The sequence below is a fragment of the Pontibacter locisalis genome (assembly GCF_042684605.1).
Lineage (GTDB): Bacteria > Bacteroidota > Bacteroidia > Cytophagales > Hymenobacteraceae > Pontibacter > Pontibacter locisalis.
Genome location: NZ_JBHULU010000002.1, coordinates 119068 through 133272 on the forward strand (window position 1 = coordinate 119068; position 14205 = coordinate 133272).

Genomic DNA, 14205 nt, shown 5'->3' on the forward strand with positions numbered 1-14205 from the left:
TCTACCAAGGCTGTTGAGGGTCCTCTCTGTCTCCGGCCGAGCCGCTGCTGAAGCCATGGCCGGGTTTATAAGGAGTGCCACGCCCTTCCAAATGGTTTCTCATGTCCATGTGTAGCTTTATCCTGTCTAAATATATGAACTCCTCCCACAGCTGCTGGTCATGATCAGACATTCTCTCAACCAGGTCTTGTAGTTCCAGTCCTTTATCCTGTCGTAGCAATTTCTGAATGTAAGGGTCTCCGTCCACCATGCCCTGTATTTTTACCTTAAAATACATATTTAACTCCAGGTATCTTTCCTCATCCCAGCTTTCAGATTCTTTGTTATCCATAGTGGTTTTATTATGTAAAGTAATATTGTGTTACAACGTTGCGGTGGTAGAGTAGTTCTGATCTAGGCCGAATGCCTGTCCAGCAGCAACACATGCTGCTAAACCAAATACATTTTTTCTGCTAAAGTATCAGCTACCTCATTCGGGAAGATCATAGTTATTAATTTTTAGACATTTCAAGACGGTTATAAGGTGCTGTTTAAATAGCATTCAGGCAGTGGAAGAGGTTGTTATTACCCAAATGTAAAGGTTGTACAATATTTGTTTATTATTATTTTTAAATTCATATATATTTATTATCATTGTTTAAGCTTTTGAACGAAAAATACTGGAAAAGCCTTTATATCAAGCAGAAAGGGTGTATATTTGGCAGCCTTGACAGAAAGGTATTGAATAAATATAGCTATCAATTAATAGTTTAAAAAGTGCAATTTAAATTTATTTATTTAAAATGTAAATATTTAGTCATGATCTAAGTGTAAATACGTACCAAAAAACTTTTACAGCTCCTATACCACCCTTATATGAAAACACTTTACACAAGAACAACTTTGTTGGTCTTTCTGGTCATTGTGTGCCTCTCCCAAGCAATGGCACAAACACCAGGATTAATCACAAAGCAAGCCAACAACGGGGGGCAAGCCATCTTAGACCCAAACGGGGATGGCTATGTCTCTAAAACCTCAGCCGGATTTACATCAAAAGAAGACGAAGGAGCCGCTTACAGCGAGATTCCTTATCGCTATTTCCCGGCAATGAGCAATGAGGTGCTCGGTGACCTGAATACAGGTACTATTGGAGGACATACCGACTTTGCTCCTTCTGAATCCAGCATCAATACAGGGTCGCCTGCCGCAACTTACTTCGACGGTAAAAACTTTATGTACCGTATGAGGCTGGGAGGGCAGTCTTCTGCTTCAAAAGGATACAGTGTACTCATTGATACAGACGGGCAGTTTCCGGGTGGTGCGCCTAACCCGGGCTTCGAATATGAAGTTGTACTGGCATCTAACTTTGGTGTACAGATCATCAAGCATTCTGCTACGGGTCAGCAAATAATTTTCAGCGGTTCTACCGATCAATATTCCCAGAAATCGGTGGCAGCCTCCAGAGCAGGAGGGGATATAGATTATTTTTATGACTTTTATGTACCGTTGGCTGCTTTTCAAGGTGGAATTACCACTTCTACACCCCTGCGTATGTCGGCTGTAACTATTTCCAGTGCACAGAGTGGCTTATCAGGCACCATATCGGATGTTGCCGGGTTAAACTTCAGGGATTATGGATTTGATCCCTTCAAAGCCTGGTTCGACATTATAACTGCTTTCCCACCTACTACCCTGGATGGCATACAAACCGGAGAATTCCCAAAGCTTACCGCTGTACCTCCGATTGTTAATGATCCCATCTACACAACAAATACCTCTGTATCCGGAACCTCAGTAGAGCTAGCGGGTTCTGTTATCAAAGTATACCGCACAAGAATAGTGAATGGAATTGCCACTCCGGTATACCTTGGAGAAACGGTTGTGAAACCTGATGGCACCTGGATATTGACAGGGGTAGCCCCAGGTACTTTGCTGGTAGATGATGTCATCACGGCAACAGTAACTCCTTCAAATAAGGACACATCTGGCCTTTCAAATAAGGTGATTGTGCTGCAAGGAATGTGTGTTACCGTAGCTCCTCCGGTTATTACCGGTATATATAATGATGCAGGGGGTATAAAAGGTATTTCAGGAACTACTACCTTCAATGGTCCACAGACTATTAAAATTTACCACAGTTCTAACAACACTGTTGCCCTAACTGAGATGGAGTTTACTCCTGCAGCGGGTACCACTTCACCTTTTTCCTGGTATTTGTCTTTCGAAACAAAAGACAAAACCCAGAATACTGGTCTTTATACGGCAACCATCACACCACAGGGAGGATGTGAGTCTATCAAATCAAACCAGGTGTGTTACAAGAGCGGATTGAGTGGCACTTTAAACAGCTATGTTCCTACCATCACACAGGTTAACCTGAAGGATGGCTCATCTATCAGTACTGGTGGCACTACGGCTTATGTACCTGCCACAATAAGTACTATCTCCGGCACAATGTCCGCCTTTACCACGGGCCTTCAGGTTGTCGTTTTAGTGGATGGTGTTCAGACAAGTATTCCCGCTCAGTCTGTAAACTCAACCAGTCCCTTTAACTGGACCGTAAATATCAGTAGCTTGAATCTCACCTCAGGGGATTTAATTACAGTTAGGTCAACGGTAACGAGTACCGATTGCGGGTCTATTCTATCAAGTGCATCTAATTTCCTGGTAGTAACGCCTGTTACAGCTGCTCCTGTTATAAATGTTGGACCATACTGTGGCATCGTTTCCTACATCACAGGTACCTCCACAGAGCAGGCAGGTACGGTGATAGAAATTTATGCGAACGGGGTGGCTACCGGCAGAAAGGGCACCGTAACGATAAGCGGCGACTGGGCAGTAGATTTGTCTTCTCTTTCCGGTGGCGGCATAGCACCAGGGGTTCAGATAACAGCCAGAGCAAAAGCAGTGGATAAGATGCTTAGTCCTGCTTCCAATACTGTTGTGTCTTCGGCAGAGCCAACAGGCACAGTAACTATAAATACCGTTACAGAAGGACAAACTGCTGTAACGGGTACTGCCCTTGCCAGCACAGCTACAAACCAGTACTATATTACAGTAACCGTAGACGGCAGAGCTTATCCTGAAGTGCAGACAGATGCCTATGGCAACTGGAGAGTAAGTGGTGTGAGTGCATTTGATGTATATCCTGGGTCTGCGGTAACAGCTTCTTACAGAACAGGTGGCTTCACTTGCCCTAGCCGTCCTGTAAGTACCACTGTTATCTGTAAAGCTCCGCTCAGGTATAACATTGGCACAAACAATGTTTCCATCTGCAGTGGCGAAACAGTACAGATTACCATGCCTTATTCAGAGGCTAACGTTTTCTACAACATCATGAACGGAAGTGTGCAGACAGGTAGCTCTGTGATGGGTACCGGCGGTTCCATTGTACTTACAACAGATGCTCTTTTCGCCTCTACTACCTTAACTGTAGTGGGTATGAAAATTGGCAGCGGCTGCTCCTCTGCCATGAGCGGTAGCACCATTGTAACTGTAAACCCTTTACCTGTTGATACTGGTTTAGCGTTCATGCCGACCAGCATCAGCTCAAGCTGCCCGAATACGTTTACAGCCATGCTCTCAGGAACGAACAGTGCCTATTTGTATCAACTTGTGAATAGCAACGGAGACTTAGTCGGAGCTCCTGTGCAGGGAGTTACCAACGGAAGCATTTCTGTTTCTACAGGCTTTGTGTCAGTCACGGAAACATTTAATGTACGTGTTACTGATAATGCTACCGCCTGTGGTATAACAGTTACCAATCCAGCATTTACGGTTACGATAAACGGTCCTGTTCTCACAGCAACTGTTACACCTGAATACCAGACAGTGTGTATTAATGCTACAGCGTCTGTGGTGGTGTCTTCTACGCAATTGGGTTATACTTACCAGCTTAAACGAAGCGGCGACAACACAGCCGTAAGTGACCTTGTTGCTGGTAATGGCGGACAAATAACGATAACAACATATCCGCTTGCAACAGCAGGTATTGCAGACTATTATGTGGCTGTAAGAGCAGTAGGGAGTACCTGTGAAAATGATTTTAGATTATTAGATGAAGTAACCATAGAAGTAATCGGTGGAGCCGTTTCTACGGCCTCTGCTTCTTCCACGCTTCTTTGCGGTGAGAATGTTACTGTAACCTTACAGGGAAATACGCCACCACAAGGCGGAACAGGAGTCTGGAAGTTAAGCAGCACACTGCACACGACAGGTGCAAACGTGGTAATTGCTTCCCCTGGCAGCGCAACCACTACTGTATCAGGTCTTTCGTCGGGTACTTATACCTTTACCTGGACCGTAACATCAAGCTGTGGCGGAAGTACAACCACAAGCACTTCCAGTGTAAGTGTCACCGTTAACTGCCCGGCATACTATGAGACCCGCCAGGCGAAGTATGTTGATGAGTATGTAGCAGGGGAGGTGCTGGCTGTGCCGCAGGATCAGGACAATGGTGTTGTTAGTGCGACTTTGGTTCCTGGCCAGGTGTTGCCATCGGGCACTGTTATAAATCGATTTACCGGTGTTATTACTGTGGATGACCCTGTAGCACTGGTTCCGGGCACCTATACATTTACGGTTGATCTAGTTGACGGCAACGGTTTCCCGACAAGGCTGCCTGTAACGCTGCGCTTTTATGGTACAGGGGCCACCACTGGACCTCTGCCAGTAGACCTGTTGTATTTTACTGCGAAACTGGATAAAGGTAAACCACTTCTGGAGTGGACGACTGCCACTGTTGCCGGCAATGTTAGGTTTGATATTGAGCGCAGCAGCGATGGTAAAGTCTTCGAGAGAATCGGCAGCATTCAGGAGGGCAGTGCGAGCAGCCTGAAGAAAAAGTATACCTACCCTGATTCAAAGCCACTTTCCGGGCTCGCTTATTATCGCCTCTACCAGGTAGACACCAATGGAAAGGAAAGCTACAGCAGAGTTATTTCACTTAACAGCAAAGGAGTGACAAGCACCGGAGTAACGCTCCTGGCTTACCCTAATCCTTTTACTTCTAACCTGAATGTTGAAATTACAGCAGCAGAATCTGGTGAAGCAGCAGTACAGTTGATCAACCTGCAAGGGCGTGTTGTTTGTCAAACTACTGTTGCGTTAGCATCCGGGTTAACCACTGTAACACTTCCGCTTCCAACAATCAGCGACGGGGTGTATGTGCTTAAGGTAACAGGAGCAGGCGTAAATACTGCCATCAAAGTTATCAAGACAAGATAAAGAAAGCTTATCCAGGCAATTACAGTTAAAAGGCAGAACCAGGATCTGGTTCTGCCTTTTTTTGCCATTCCCGAAGGTTTCCTGTTGTTTGACTAAAATATAGGTGCTTCAGTGCTTTTCAGGATCTGGATGCGTATACACGTAATACTCACTAAATCTTTACTGGCATGAAAAAGATACTTACAGCTTCCTTCCTTTTTCTGGTAGCACTCAGCGCTCAGGGACAGACAAATGTTCCTGCAGCAGAAGTTCAGATGAAAGCTGCTGAGCTGGCTGCTCCAACTGAAAAACGTGAGGGTGCTGCTGTGTATGGTTATGATCAGAAGGGGGAACTGGTACTGCTGCGGAAAGGTACAAATGAAATGGTTTGCCTCGCTGATGATCCAAACCAGGAAGGATTTTCCGCTGCCTGCTACCACAAAGACTTAGAACCCTTCATGGCGCGGGGCCGTGAGCTGAAGAAGCAGGGTAAAAGTACAAAAGAAGTATTCGATACACGCGAAGCAGAGGTTAAAAGTGGCAAGCTTAAGATGCCGGAGCAGCCCACAACGCTGTTCGTGTATACCGCTTCTGATGATAACTTTAATCCGGCAACAGGGGAAGTGAAGGACGGGTACCTGCGCTATGTGGTTTACATACCTTATGCTACCGCCGAAAGTACTGGTTTACCCCTTAAGCCAGAGGGACCGGCCATGCCCTGGATTATGTATCCTGGCACCCATGGTGCTCATATCATGATCTCCCCTCCGATGGAGAAATCAAAGCAATAAAGAACCACGAAGCGCTGCAGGCAAAAATAAAGAAGTAGAAAGGTTGGCAGATAACCATTGCCGGGTTAAACAAGGTGTATAACGTTTAAGTGTGGTACCCTCTCTTTTCCTATACATAGACTGTCTGCAGGTCCTTGATCCGGGTTGTATAGCAGGGTGATTTGTATTCGCTTTTCAATTGCCATGCATTGTCAGTGCCCTGGGTGGCTATTTTTACTTTGCTTCTGCCAAATCTGTCGGTGAGGCCATCAACTACGGTCATCAGCTTCCGGTGCTTTTCCCTGTCCACGGTATCCAGCAGACCGAGCTGCACCTGGTTTTCAGGAATGATATCCGTAACGATTACGCCTGATTTTTTATAGATGTACCCGTCTTTGTAGATGGCCTTCAGAGCGAGATTGGCGTAATGGACCAGTTCCAGGTCAGAGTTCGTAGCAACAGGCATGCAAATTGTTTTGCTGTTGTGGTACTGTCTCTCGTTTTCAGAGAAAGGGTTGGTCATTACAAAAACAGTGATAAGCCTGGCGCAGCTCTTCTGCGCCCTTAACTTCCGGGCGCATTTAGCAGCATAAGACGCTGTTGCCTCCTCCACTTCATCAAAAGAACTGACCCGCTTCCCGAAGCCCCTGGAAGTGCAGATGCCTTTCTTAGGAGGGGCTACCTCTTCCAGCTCCAGGCAGGACTCTCCCCGAAGCTCCTTCAACAGCCTTACACCTACCACTGTCATGTGTTTCCGGACCCAGTTTTCAGAAAGTTTAGTGAAATCCAGGGCAGTGAATACCTGGTGCTTTTTCAGGAACTTAGCATATCGTCCGCCAATGCCCCACACGTCTTCTATCCTGGTTTTTTCCAGTGCTTTTTGAATATGGTATGGCTCTGTAAGCACCAGTACGCCCTTCGCTTTTTCCGATTTTTTGGCCAGTCTGTTGGCAACTTTGGCAAGCGCCTTGGTGGGGGCCACACCCAGGCTGACAGGTATACCCGTCCAGCGCCACACGGTCTGCTTAATATCCCAGGCGTAAGCGAACAGGTCTTTATTATAGAAGTTGCCCAGGTCCAGGAAGCATTCATCAATAGAGTATACTTCCACGTGAGGTGTAAACTGTGCCAGTGTCTGCATCACCCTGTCTGACATATCTCCATAGAGTACATAGTTGGACGAGAACACATGCACCTGCCCGGTCTCTGCCAGTGTGCGGATCTTGAAGAAAGGCTCGCCCATGGGTATTCCCAGCTCCTTGGCTTCGTTGCTCCTGGCTATTACGCAGCCATCGTTGTTGGAGAGCACCACCACGGGCTTGCCGTTCAGTGTTGGGTTAAATACCCGCTCGCAGGAAGCGTAGAAGTTATTGCAGTCGCAGAGGGCGTAGAGTGTCTTCATTGCTTTACCGGTTTATGCAGCACCCACACTACCACGCCCCACACCCGCATATCCATCTCATTTGTTACCTCGATAGGTTTATAGGAGGGGTTAGCTGGCACCAGGAAGGCCTTGCCTTCGATCATTTTAAACGTCTTTACAGTAAACTCACCGTCCAGGAAACATACCACAGGGTAACCATCTGTGGGTTTTAATGCCTTGTCGATTACCAGCAGATCACCATCGTTTATGTTGGCATCCATCATAGAATTTCCCTTCACTTTCATCATAAAAGTAGAGGTCGGGTTCTGGATAAGGTACTTGCTCAGATCTATCTTGTCCTCGAGGTAATCGTCGGCAGGAGAGGGGAAGCCTGCCGAGATATAGGAAGCGTAAATGGGTAATTCTATGCCAGGCAGGTCTGCTATGCTATAAGTTTCTAAAAGCCGCGAGTGAATAGGAATTACTTTTGTGCTGTACATATAGCTGCTTTAGTTTTATTTTGCTATTATAATTAGCAAATACGGATAAAAGAATAATAAAAGCTAAATATATTAGTTTTATTTATTCACATAGCTTTGTGGATATGCTTCTGTTGATTGGAGTACTGGGAGGCCTATTTCCCTTACTGGCTGTAGCTTATCCTCATTTTTACCTGTTGTTGTTCTCTTGATTCAGTGCACTCAGATTTCGCCGGGCCCGGCATAAAAACAACCCTGAGATCCTGACCAGGCAAGCATCCGGGAGAGCTACGGACATAAAAAATGCCTCCCGGTTTATCGAAAGGCTTTTCCTTATTTTTTTCTCTTAGTTACCTGGCCAGGCATTCCACGGAATACGGATCAGGATAAGTAGCAAGCCAAGTCCGTAAAAGATGGCGATGTTCTTAAAGCCTCTGTTTTCTCCGATCGAGCGCTTTGCACGGGCATAGCCAATTGTGATCAGTATAACAGCAATAATCATGGTAAGCGGGTGCTCCAGAATATAAAGCCTGGTAACAGAGTCTTTCATAGCTGCACCGGAGATGCTATCGGCACCAAGCGGCGAAACAAAGTATAAAATTACTCCAATCACCCACTGCAGGTGCGTTGGGATCAGGCCAAGCAGACTTAGTTTTCTGTCTTTGTCTGAGAAGGGTTTGCTCCCAAACATACCAGCTAAACCTACAATAAAGCTGATAACAAGTCCTAAAAGTACCAGGTAAGAAAGGTACGAGTGTAAATGCTGTAATCCTGTATACATAAGTATGACGTAGTTGATGTTGTCGGGTGTAAATATAGGAATTAATAGATTAAGGTACCCCTATAATAACCATCAAAAACAAAGTAGCAGATGGAAAGGAGCGAGTTCTTCTATCGTGCTCTGAGCGAATGAAAATTGGTGTTCGGCTGTTGTTATAAGAAAGCGATCCACATTTTCAGAAGGAGTTTAGCTAAAATATTGCATTGTAATCACTGAAGATAAAATACCTTTCACCTTAAATAGGATAAATCACGTATAAAGTTTGTATTATAAAATATTACTTATTTTGAATTTAAAATATCAGCTTACTGTTTCAAGTATAAATCCTCTCCTGTAAAGTAGCGTGATGTTTCAAGATCGCGTTCAGGAGAAACGGCGGAATGCGAAATAATACGTATTCAGTAACATAGGCTGTATGTAATGGCATCCCGAAAGAGCCTTACACCTATGCCCTGGCATTGAAAGGCGCTTTGTATTAGCTGCTGTAGACTTAAGTGCGGCAAACTGCTACTAAAAGATGCCAATTGAACAGTCAAACAGAAACATCAGGCGCATGCGCCTGTTAAGCAAGTATAACACAAGAAAACTGCTGTTTTTCTGTTAGTTAGAAAAGAACAATCAATTAAACACCCAAATAAAACCTCATTCCTATGGTAAGTTAGTTGCTTAGCAGTACCCCGGGCTCCAGATAAGGTATTTGAGATACTGCTTGGCTCTACATATAAAATGATTCTGATTATGTTATAAAGACACACCCAATATGAACATTTTAGAAAAGATCAAGACAAATTACAGTGCCTCAATGAATGAGATGACAGTAGCTGCCTATCTCGAGGAATGTAAGAAAGACCCGAATGTGTATGCGAAACCTGCAGAAAGGATTCTCGACGCTATCGGGGAACCGGAAATTCTGGACACCCGACAGGACCCGGTGCTAAGCAGGATCTTCTCCAATAAGAAGATCAAAATTTATCCGGCCTTCAAAGATTTCTATGGTATGGAAAGTACCATAGAACAGATTGTGTCTTATTTCAGGCATTCGGCGCAGGGGCTGGAGGAAAAGAAACAGATCCTCTACCTGATGGGACCTGTGGGCGGAGGAAAGAGTTCTTTAGCCGAAAAGCTGAAGCACCTGATGCAGCAGAACCCTATTTATGTGCTGAAGGCTGACGACCAGGTAAGTCCGGTGTTTGAGAGTCCGCTGGGGCTGTTTGCCGACTATACCGAGGAACTGGAAGAGGAGTACAACATTCCTTCCCGCTATGTGCCTGGCTGTATGAGTCCGTGGGCCTCTAAAAGGCTGCGTGAGTTCGATGGCGATATAAATCGCTTCAAAGTAATTCGATTGTACCCTTCCATACAGGAGCAGATCGCTATTTCCAAAACAGAGCCAGGCGATGAGAACAACCAGGATATTTCTACGCTGGTAGGTAAGGTGGATATCCGTAAGCTGGCCGAGTACCAGCAAAGCGATCCGGATGCCTATTCTTATACCGGCGGTCTGTGCCTGGCAAACCAGGGCCTGCTTGAGTTTGTGGAGATGTTCAAAGCCCCGATCAAGGTGCTGAACCCACTGCTCACTGCCACACAGGAGAAGAACTATAAAGGTACCGAGCCAATCGGCGCTATTCCTTTCGATGGTATCATCCTGGCGCACTCAAACGAATCGGAGTGGGCAAAATTCCTGAACGACAAGAAGAATGAAGCCTTTTTGGACCGTATCTACAAGGTGCAGGTGCCTTACTGCCTGCGCGTGAGCGAAGAGATCAAGATTTATGAAAAGCTCATCCGGGAAAGCTCTCTTAAAAGCGCCCCCTGTGCTCCTAAAACCATTGAGCTGCTGGCAGAATTCTCTGTGATGTCACGGCTGAAGGAGCCGGAAAACTCCAGCATCTATTCTAAGATGCGGGTGTACAACGGCGAAACATTGAAGGAAACTGACCCGAATGCCAAATCCATACAGGAGTACCGCGACGATGCCGGCATCAACGAAGGTATGCAGGGCATTTCTACCCGGTTTGCCTTTAAAATACTTTCCAAGGTATTCAACTTCGATAGCGAAGAGATTGCTGCCAATCCGGTGCACCTGTTGTATGTACTGGAGCAGGAGGTAATCAAAATGATGCTTCCGCCGGAAACAGAATCCAAGTACCTGCACCTGGTCAAGTCGGTGCTGGCCAGCAAGTATGCCGAGTTTATCGCCGATGAGATTCAGAAGGCTTACATAGAATCCTACAGCTCTTACGGACAGAATATTTTTGAGAAATATGTGATCTATGCCGACCACTGGATTCAGAACAACGACTACCGTGATCCGGATTCAGGTGAGATTTTCGACAGGAGCATTCTGAATGCTGAGCTGGAGAAGATCGAGAAGCCGGCAGGTATCGCTAATCCTAAGGATTTCCGCTCTGAGGTAACCAACTTCACGTTACGTTATAAAGCGAATCATGGTGGAGAGAACCCACGCTGGGATTCTTATGAAAAGATCAAGAACGTGATCGAGAAGAAGATTTTCACCAACACAGAAGATCTGCTGCCAGTGGTGTCCTTTAATGCCAAGTCTAACAAAGAAGACGAGAAAAAGCACAAAGACTTCACCAGAAGGATGAGGGAAAGAGGCTATACCGACAAGCAGATAAGAATACTGGTGGATTGGTTTATGCGGGTTCGAAAGACCATGGCATAGGAGGAAAGTACATGAGCCATATCATTGATAGAAGAAAGAATGATAAAGGGAAGTCTACCGGCAACCGGCAGAAGTTTCTGAAGCGGGTGGAGAGCCAGATCAAAAAGGCCATACCCGATATCATCAGCCAGGAAAGTATAACCGACAGCAAGTCGGGGGGCAGCGTGAAAGTGCCTGTGCGCGGACTCGATGAGCCAAACTTACGGCACGACCCAAGGTCAGGTAAAAAATACATCGTTAAGCCGGGTAACGACCGGTTTAACGAAGGCGACCGTGTGCCAAAACCCAAGGAGGGCGGCGGCAAAGGCAGGGGCAGGGGAAAAGGGTCAAACAGCCCGGAGGTTACGGAAGATGATTTTACCGTGGTGCTATCGCGGGAGGAGTTCTTAAAGTATTTTTTCGACGACCTCGCACTCCCCAACATGGTGAAGAAGCTGATGGACAGCACGGAGAACTTTGAAATGAGGAGGGCCGGCTACACCAAAGACAGTGTTCCCTCACGCCTGAACATCAAAACCAGTTATCAGCAGTCACTGGGGCGCCGGTTAGCTTTAAAGGGTGTGTTTGATAAAAAGCTACAGGCACTCGAGGAGCAGTTGGCTGGCATAAAAAAGCCGGCAGAAAGGGCTGCACTGGAAGTGGAAATTGAGAAAGTGAGGAGGCAGGCTACTACCATTCCTTTCTTCGAGGACATTGACCTGCGCTACAATAACTTTGAGCGTGTGCCTATACCGGTAACATCTGCTGTGATGTTCTGCATCATGGACGTGTCTGCCTCTATGGGCATGCATGAAAAAGATGTCGCCAAAAGGTTCTTTACGCTCCTGTACATCTTCCTGACCAGGCAGTATAAAAATGTAGAGCTTGTGTTTATCCGGCACCACACCGAAGCCAAGGAGGTAAGCGAGGAAGAGTTCTTCAACTCCCGCGAAAGCGGTGGTACAGTGGTGGCGCCATCCCTTAAACTGATGGATAAGATCAGGCGGGAACGCTACGATGAGACCTGGAACGTGTACTGCTGTCAGGCCTCAGACGGCGATGTGTGGTCGAAACAAGATGCCATGGAATGTAAGAACCTGTTGCAGGAGACGATCCTGCCAGAGATCCAGTACATGGCCTACATCGAGATCAGTAACAGGGAAAGGGAGAGTGACTTATGGCAGGCCTACAGAAGAATCAGTAACGATGATGAGTTCTCGATCAGGCATGTGTATGAAGTGTTCGAGATCTGGCCCGTTTTCCAGGGACTTTTCCAGAAGCGGAAAGACATGGTGGAGTCCTGATCATCTGAACCATGATTTAATAACAGGTTTGCAAAAAGGCGGAGCATACCATTTGCCTTGCATGCTGAAAATAAAGGGAGCACACCCATGAACGATAAAGATAAATACAGAGCAATGTTTTGTAATCCGAACTGGGATTATGAAACACTGGAGGCGGCGGATGAGGTGATCAGCAAAATTGGAAGGGAATACCTCAAATTAAAGACTTACCCGAACCAGATCGAGATCGTAACGTCGGAACAGATGCTGGATGCCTATGCCCTGACCGGGTTGCCGACTTCCTATCCGCACTGGAAATTTGGTAAAGATTTCGTGCTCAACCAGAACAATTATACAAAGGGTCGTATGGGCCTTTCCTACGAGCTGGTGATCAACTCCAACCCCTGCATCAGCTATAACATGGAGAATAACTCCACCTGTATGATGTTGCTGGTGATCGCGCACGCCTGCCAGGGCCACAATGCCTTTTTTGCCAACAACTACATGTTCCTGGATTGGACGGATGCTGAGTCTATTGTGGACTACATGGTTTTCGCCCGCAATTTTATTCTTAAATGTGAAGAAGAGTATGGCGAAGAGGAGGTGGAGCGCATATTAGATGCTGCTCATGCCCTGATGAACCATGGCGTTGACAAGTATAAAAAGCCGTCAAAAATATCTGCTAAGGAAGAGAATGAGCGACTGAAGAAACTGACCCTTATCAAAAGAGAGAACTATAACGAAATATGGAGGACCTTACCTAAACTGGAAGAGCTTCCGGAACCGGTGACAGCAGGAGAGGAGTACAAATTCCCGAAAGAGCCGGAAGAAAATGTTCTGTACTTTATAGAGAAGTATGCCCCGGCCCTGCCTGCCTGGAAGAGGGAAATTATTCGTATCGTTCGAAAAGTATCACAGTACTTCTACCCGCAAGGCGCCACCAAGGTGATGAATGAGGGCTTTGCCACTTTTACGCATTACCACATCATCAATAAGATGTTCGACGAAGGATACATCAATGATGGTTTTATGCTGGAATTTATCAAGAGCCACAGCGGTGTGCTGTACCAACCCGAGTATAACAGTAAATTTTATTCAGGCCTGAACCCCTATACCCTGGGCTTTAATATATTTATGGACATTAAGCGCATCTGCCAGAATCCGACGGAGGAAGACAGGCAGTGGTTCCCTGGTCTGATCGGGAAAGACTGGCTAGAGCAGGTCCACTATGTAATGGAGAACTTCCGCGACGACAGCTTTATCCTCCAGTACCTGTCTCCAAAGGTAATCCGCGACATGAAGCTATTTACTATCGTGGATGATGAAGACGATGATGAGTTTGAAATCGGGGCCATCCACAACGAGCGGGGTTACCGGAAAGTACGCGAGCATTTAAGCAACCAGTATGACCGTTCCAATCATGTGCCAAACATACAGGTCACAAAAGTGGATCTCCATAGAACAAGTAAGCTATACCTGACCCATTATATCCAGAAAGACCGCCGCCTGGACTCCGACAGTGCCAAGTCTACCTTGGAGCATATTCGTTATTTGTGGGGTTTCCCGGTAGAGCTTCATTCTAAAAACAAGCTGGGGATTAATGAGAGTACTTTTGAGATGAAGTAGGAGGGGATGTTTTTCTTATACACGCTTTGCTAGCTCTTGATGGGAGCATGC

The 14205-nt window shown here is 46.2% G+C and carries 9 protein-coding genes; 5 read left to right on the forward strand and 4 right to left on the reverse strand.

Going from position 1 to position 14205, the window contains the following annotated elements:
• Position 1 precedes the first annotated feature (1 nt).
• The gene (locus tag ACFSRY_RS01580; protein WP_377502741.1) at positions 2-331 is read right to left on the reverse strand and encodes a hypothetical protein; all 330 of its coding nucleotides are present in this window, start codon (positions 329-331) and stop codon (positions 2-4) included.
• Between the two features lie 524 nt (positions 332-855).
• On the opposite strand from ACFSRY_RS01580, the gene ACFSRY_RS01585 reads away from it, so the two are divergent.
• Both ACFSRY_RS01585 and ACFSRY_RS01590 read left to right on the forward strand, forming a co-directional pair.
• Positions 856-5205 (forward strand): T9SS type A sorting domain-containing protein, encoded by a 4350-nt coding sequence (locus ACFSRY_RS01585; protein ID WP_377502743.1) that lies wholly within the window; start codon positions 856-858, stop codon positions 5203-5205.
• Between the two features lie 167 nt (positions 5206-5372).
• Positions 5373-5975 carry a hypothetical protein gene (locus ACFSRY_RS01590; protein WP_377502745.1) on the forward strand — a complete coding sequence of 201 codons (603 nt, stop codon included), beginning with the start codon at positions 5373-5375 and terminating at the stop codon, positions 5973-5975.
• 109 nt (positions 5976-6084) lie between these two features.
• Here ACFSRY_RS01590 and ACFSRY_RS01595 read toward each other — a convergent pair whose 3' ends face one another.
• The 3 genes from ACFSRY_RS01595 to ACFSRY_RS01605 all read right to left on the reverse strand — a co-directional run bounded on the left by ACFSRY_RS01595 (position 6085) and on the right by ACFSRY_RS01605 (position 8577).
• Positions 6085-7356 (reverse strand): Y-family DNA polymerase, encoded by a 1272-nt coding sequence (locus tag ACFSRY_RS01595; protein ID WP_377502747.1) that lies wholly within the window; start codon positions 7354-7356, stop codon positions 6085-6087.
• The gene (locus ACFSRY_RS01600; protein WP_377502750.1) at positions 7353-7817 is read right to left on the reverse strand and encodes a LexA family protein; all 465 of its coding nucleotides are present in this window, start codon (positions 7815-7817) and stop codon (positions 7353-7355) included. Before ACFSRY_RS01600 ends, ACFSRY_RS01595 begins: the two co-directional genes overlap by 4 nt.
• Positions 7818-8142: 325 nt before the next feature.
• Positions 8143-8577, reverse strand: coding sequence for a hypothetical protein (locus tag ACFSRY_RS01605; protein ID WP_377502752.1), 435 nt, complete (start codon positions 8575-8577; stop codon positions 8143-8145).
• A gap of 760 nt (positions 8578-9337) precedes the next feature.
• Between ACFSRY_RS01605 and ACFSRY_RS01610 the strand changes: the two genes are divergently transcribed.
• From ACFSRY_RS01610 to ACFSRY_RS01620, 3 genes are all read left to right on the forward strand, one after another.
• Entirely contained in the window at positions 9338-11266 is a 1929-nt protein-coding gene (locus ACFSRY_RS01610; RefSeq protein ID WP_377502754.1) for a PrkA family serine protein kinase, read from the forward strand.
• Between the two features lie 11 nt (positions 11267-11277).
• Positions 11278-12549: a YeaH/YhbH family protein gene (locus tag ACFSRY_RS01615; protein WP_377502757.1), complete on the forward strand. Its 1272-nt coding sequence runs from the start codon at positions 11278-11280 to the stop codon at positions 12547-12549.
• A gap of 87 nt (positions 12550-12636) precedes the next feature.
• The gene (locus ACFSRY_RS01620; RefSeq protein WP_377502759.1) at positions 12637-14154 is read left to right on the forward strand and encodes a SpoVR family protein; all 1518 of its coding nucleotides are present in this window, start codon (positions 12637-12639) and stop codon (positions 14152-14154) included.
• Positions 14155-14205 lie beyond the last annotated feature (51 nt).

Excerpts from the sequence above, each read along its gene's own strand:
- ACFSRY_RS01580 (WP_377502741.1), bottom strand. The coding sequence starts at position 331 with ATGGATAACAAAGAATCTGAAAGCTGGGATGAGGAAAGATACCTGGAG.
- ACFSRY_RS01585 (WP_377502743.1), top strand. The coding sequence starts at position 856 with ATGAAAACACTTTACACAAGAACAACTTTGTTGGTCTTTCTGGTCATT.
- ACFSRY_RS01590 (WP_377502745.1), top strand. The coding sequence starts at position 5,373 with ATGAAAAAGATACTTACAGCTTCCTTCCTTTTTCTGGTAGCACTCAGC.
- ACFSRY_RS01595 (WP_377502747.1), bottom strand. The coding sequence starts at position 7,356 with ATGAAGACACTCTACGCCCTCTGCGACTGCAATAACTTCTACGCTTCC.
- ACFSRY_RS01600 (WP_377502750.1), bottom strand. The coding sequence starts at position 7,817 with ATGTACAGCACAAAAGTAATTCCTATTCACTCGCGGCTTTTAGAAACT.
- ACFSRY_RS01605 (WP_377502752.1), bottom strand. The coding sequence starts at position 8,577 with ATGTATACAGGATTACAGCATTTACACTCGTACCTTTCTTACCTGGTA.
- ACFSRY_RS01610 (WP_377502754.1), top strand. The coding sequence starts at position 9,338 with ATGAACATTTTAGAAAAGATCAAGACAAATTACAGTGCCTCAATGAAT.
- ACFSRY_RS01615 (WP_377502757.1), top strand. The coding sequence starts at position 11,278 with ATGAGCCATATCATTGATAGAAGAAAGAATGATAAAGGGAAGTCTACC.
- ACFSRY_RS01620 (WP_377502759.1), top strand. The coding sequence starts at position 12,637 with ATGAACGATAAAGATAAATACAGAGCAATGTTTTGTAATCCGAACTGG.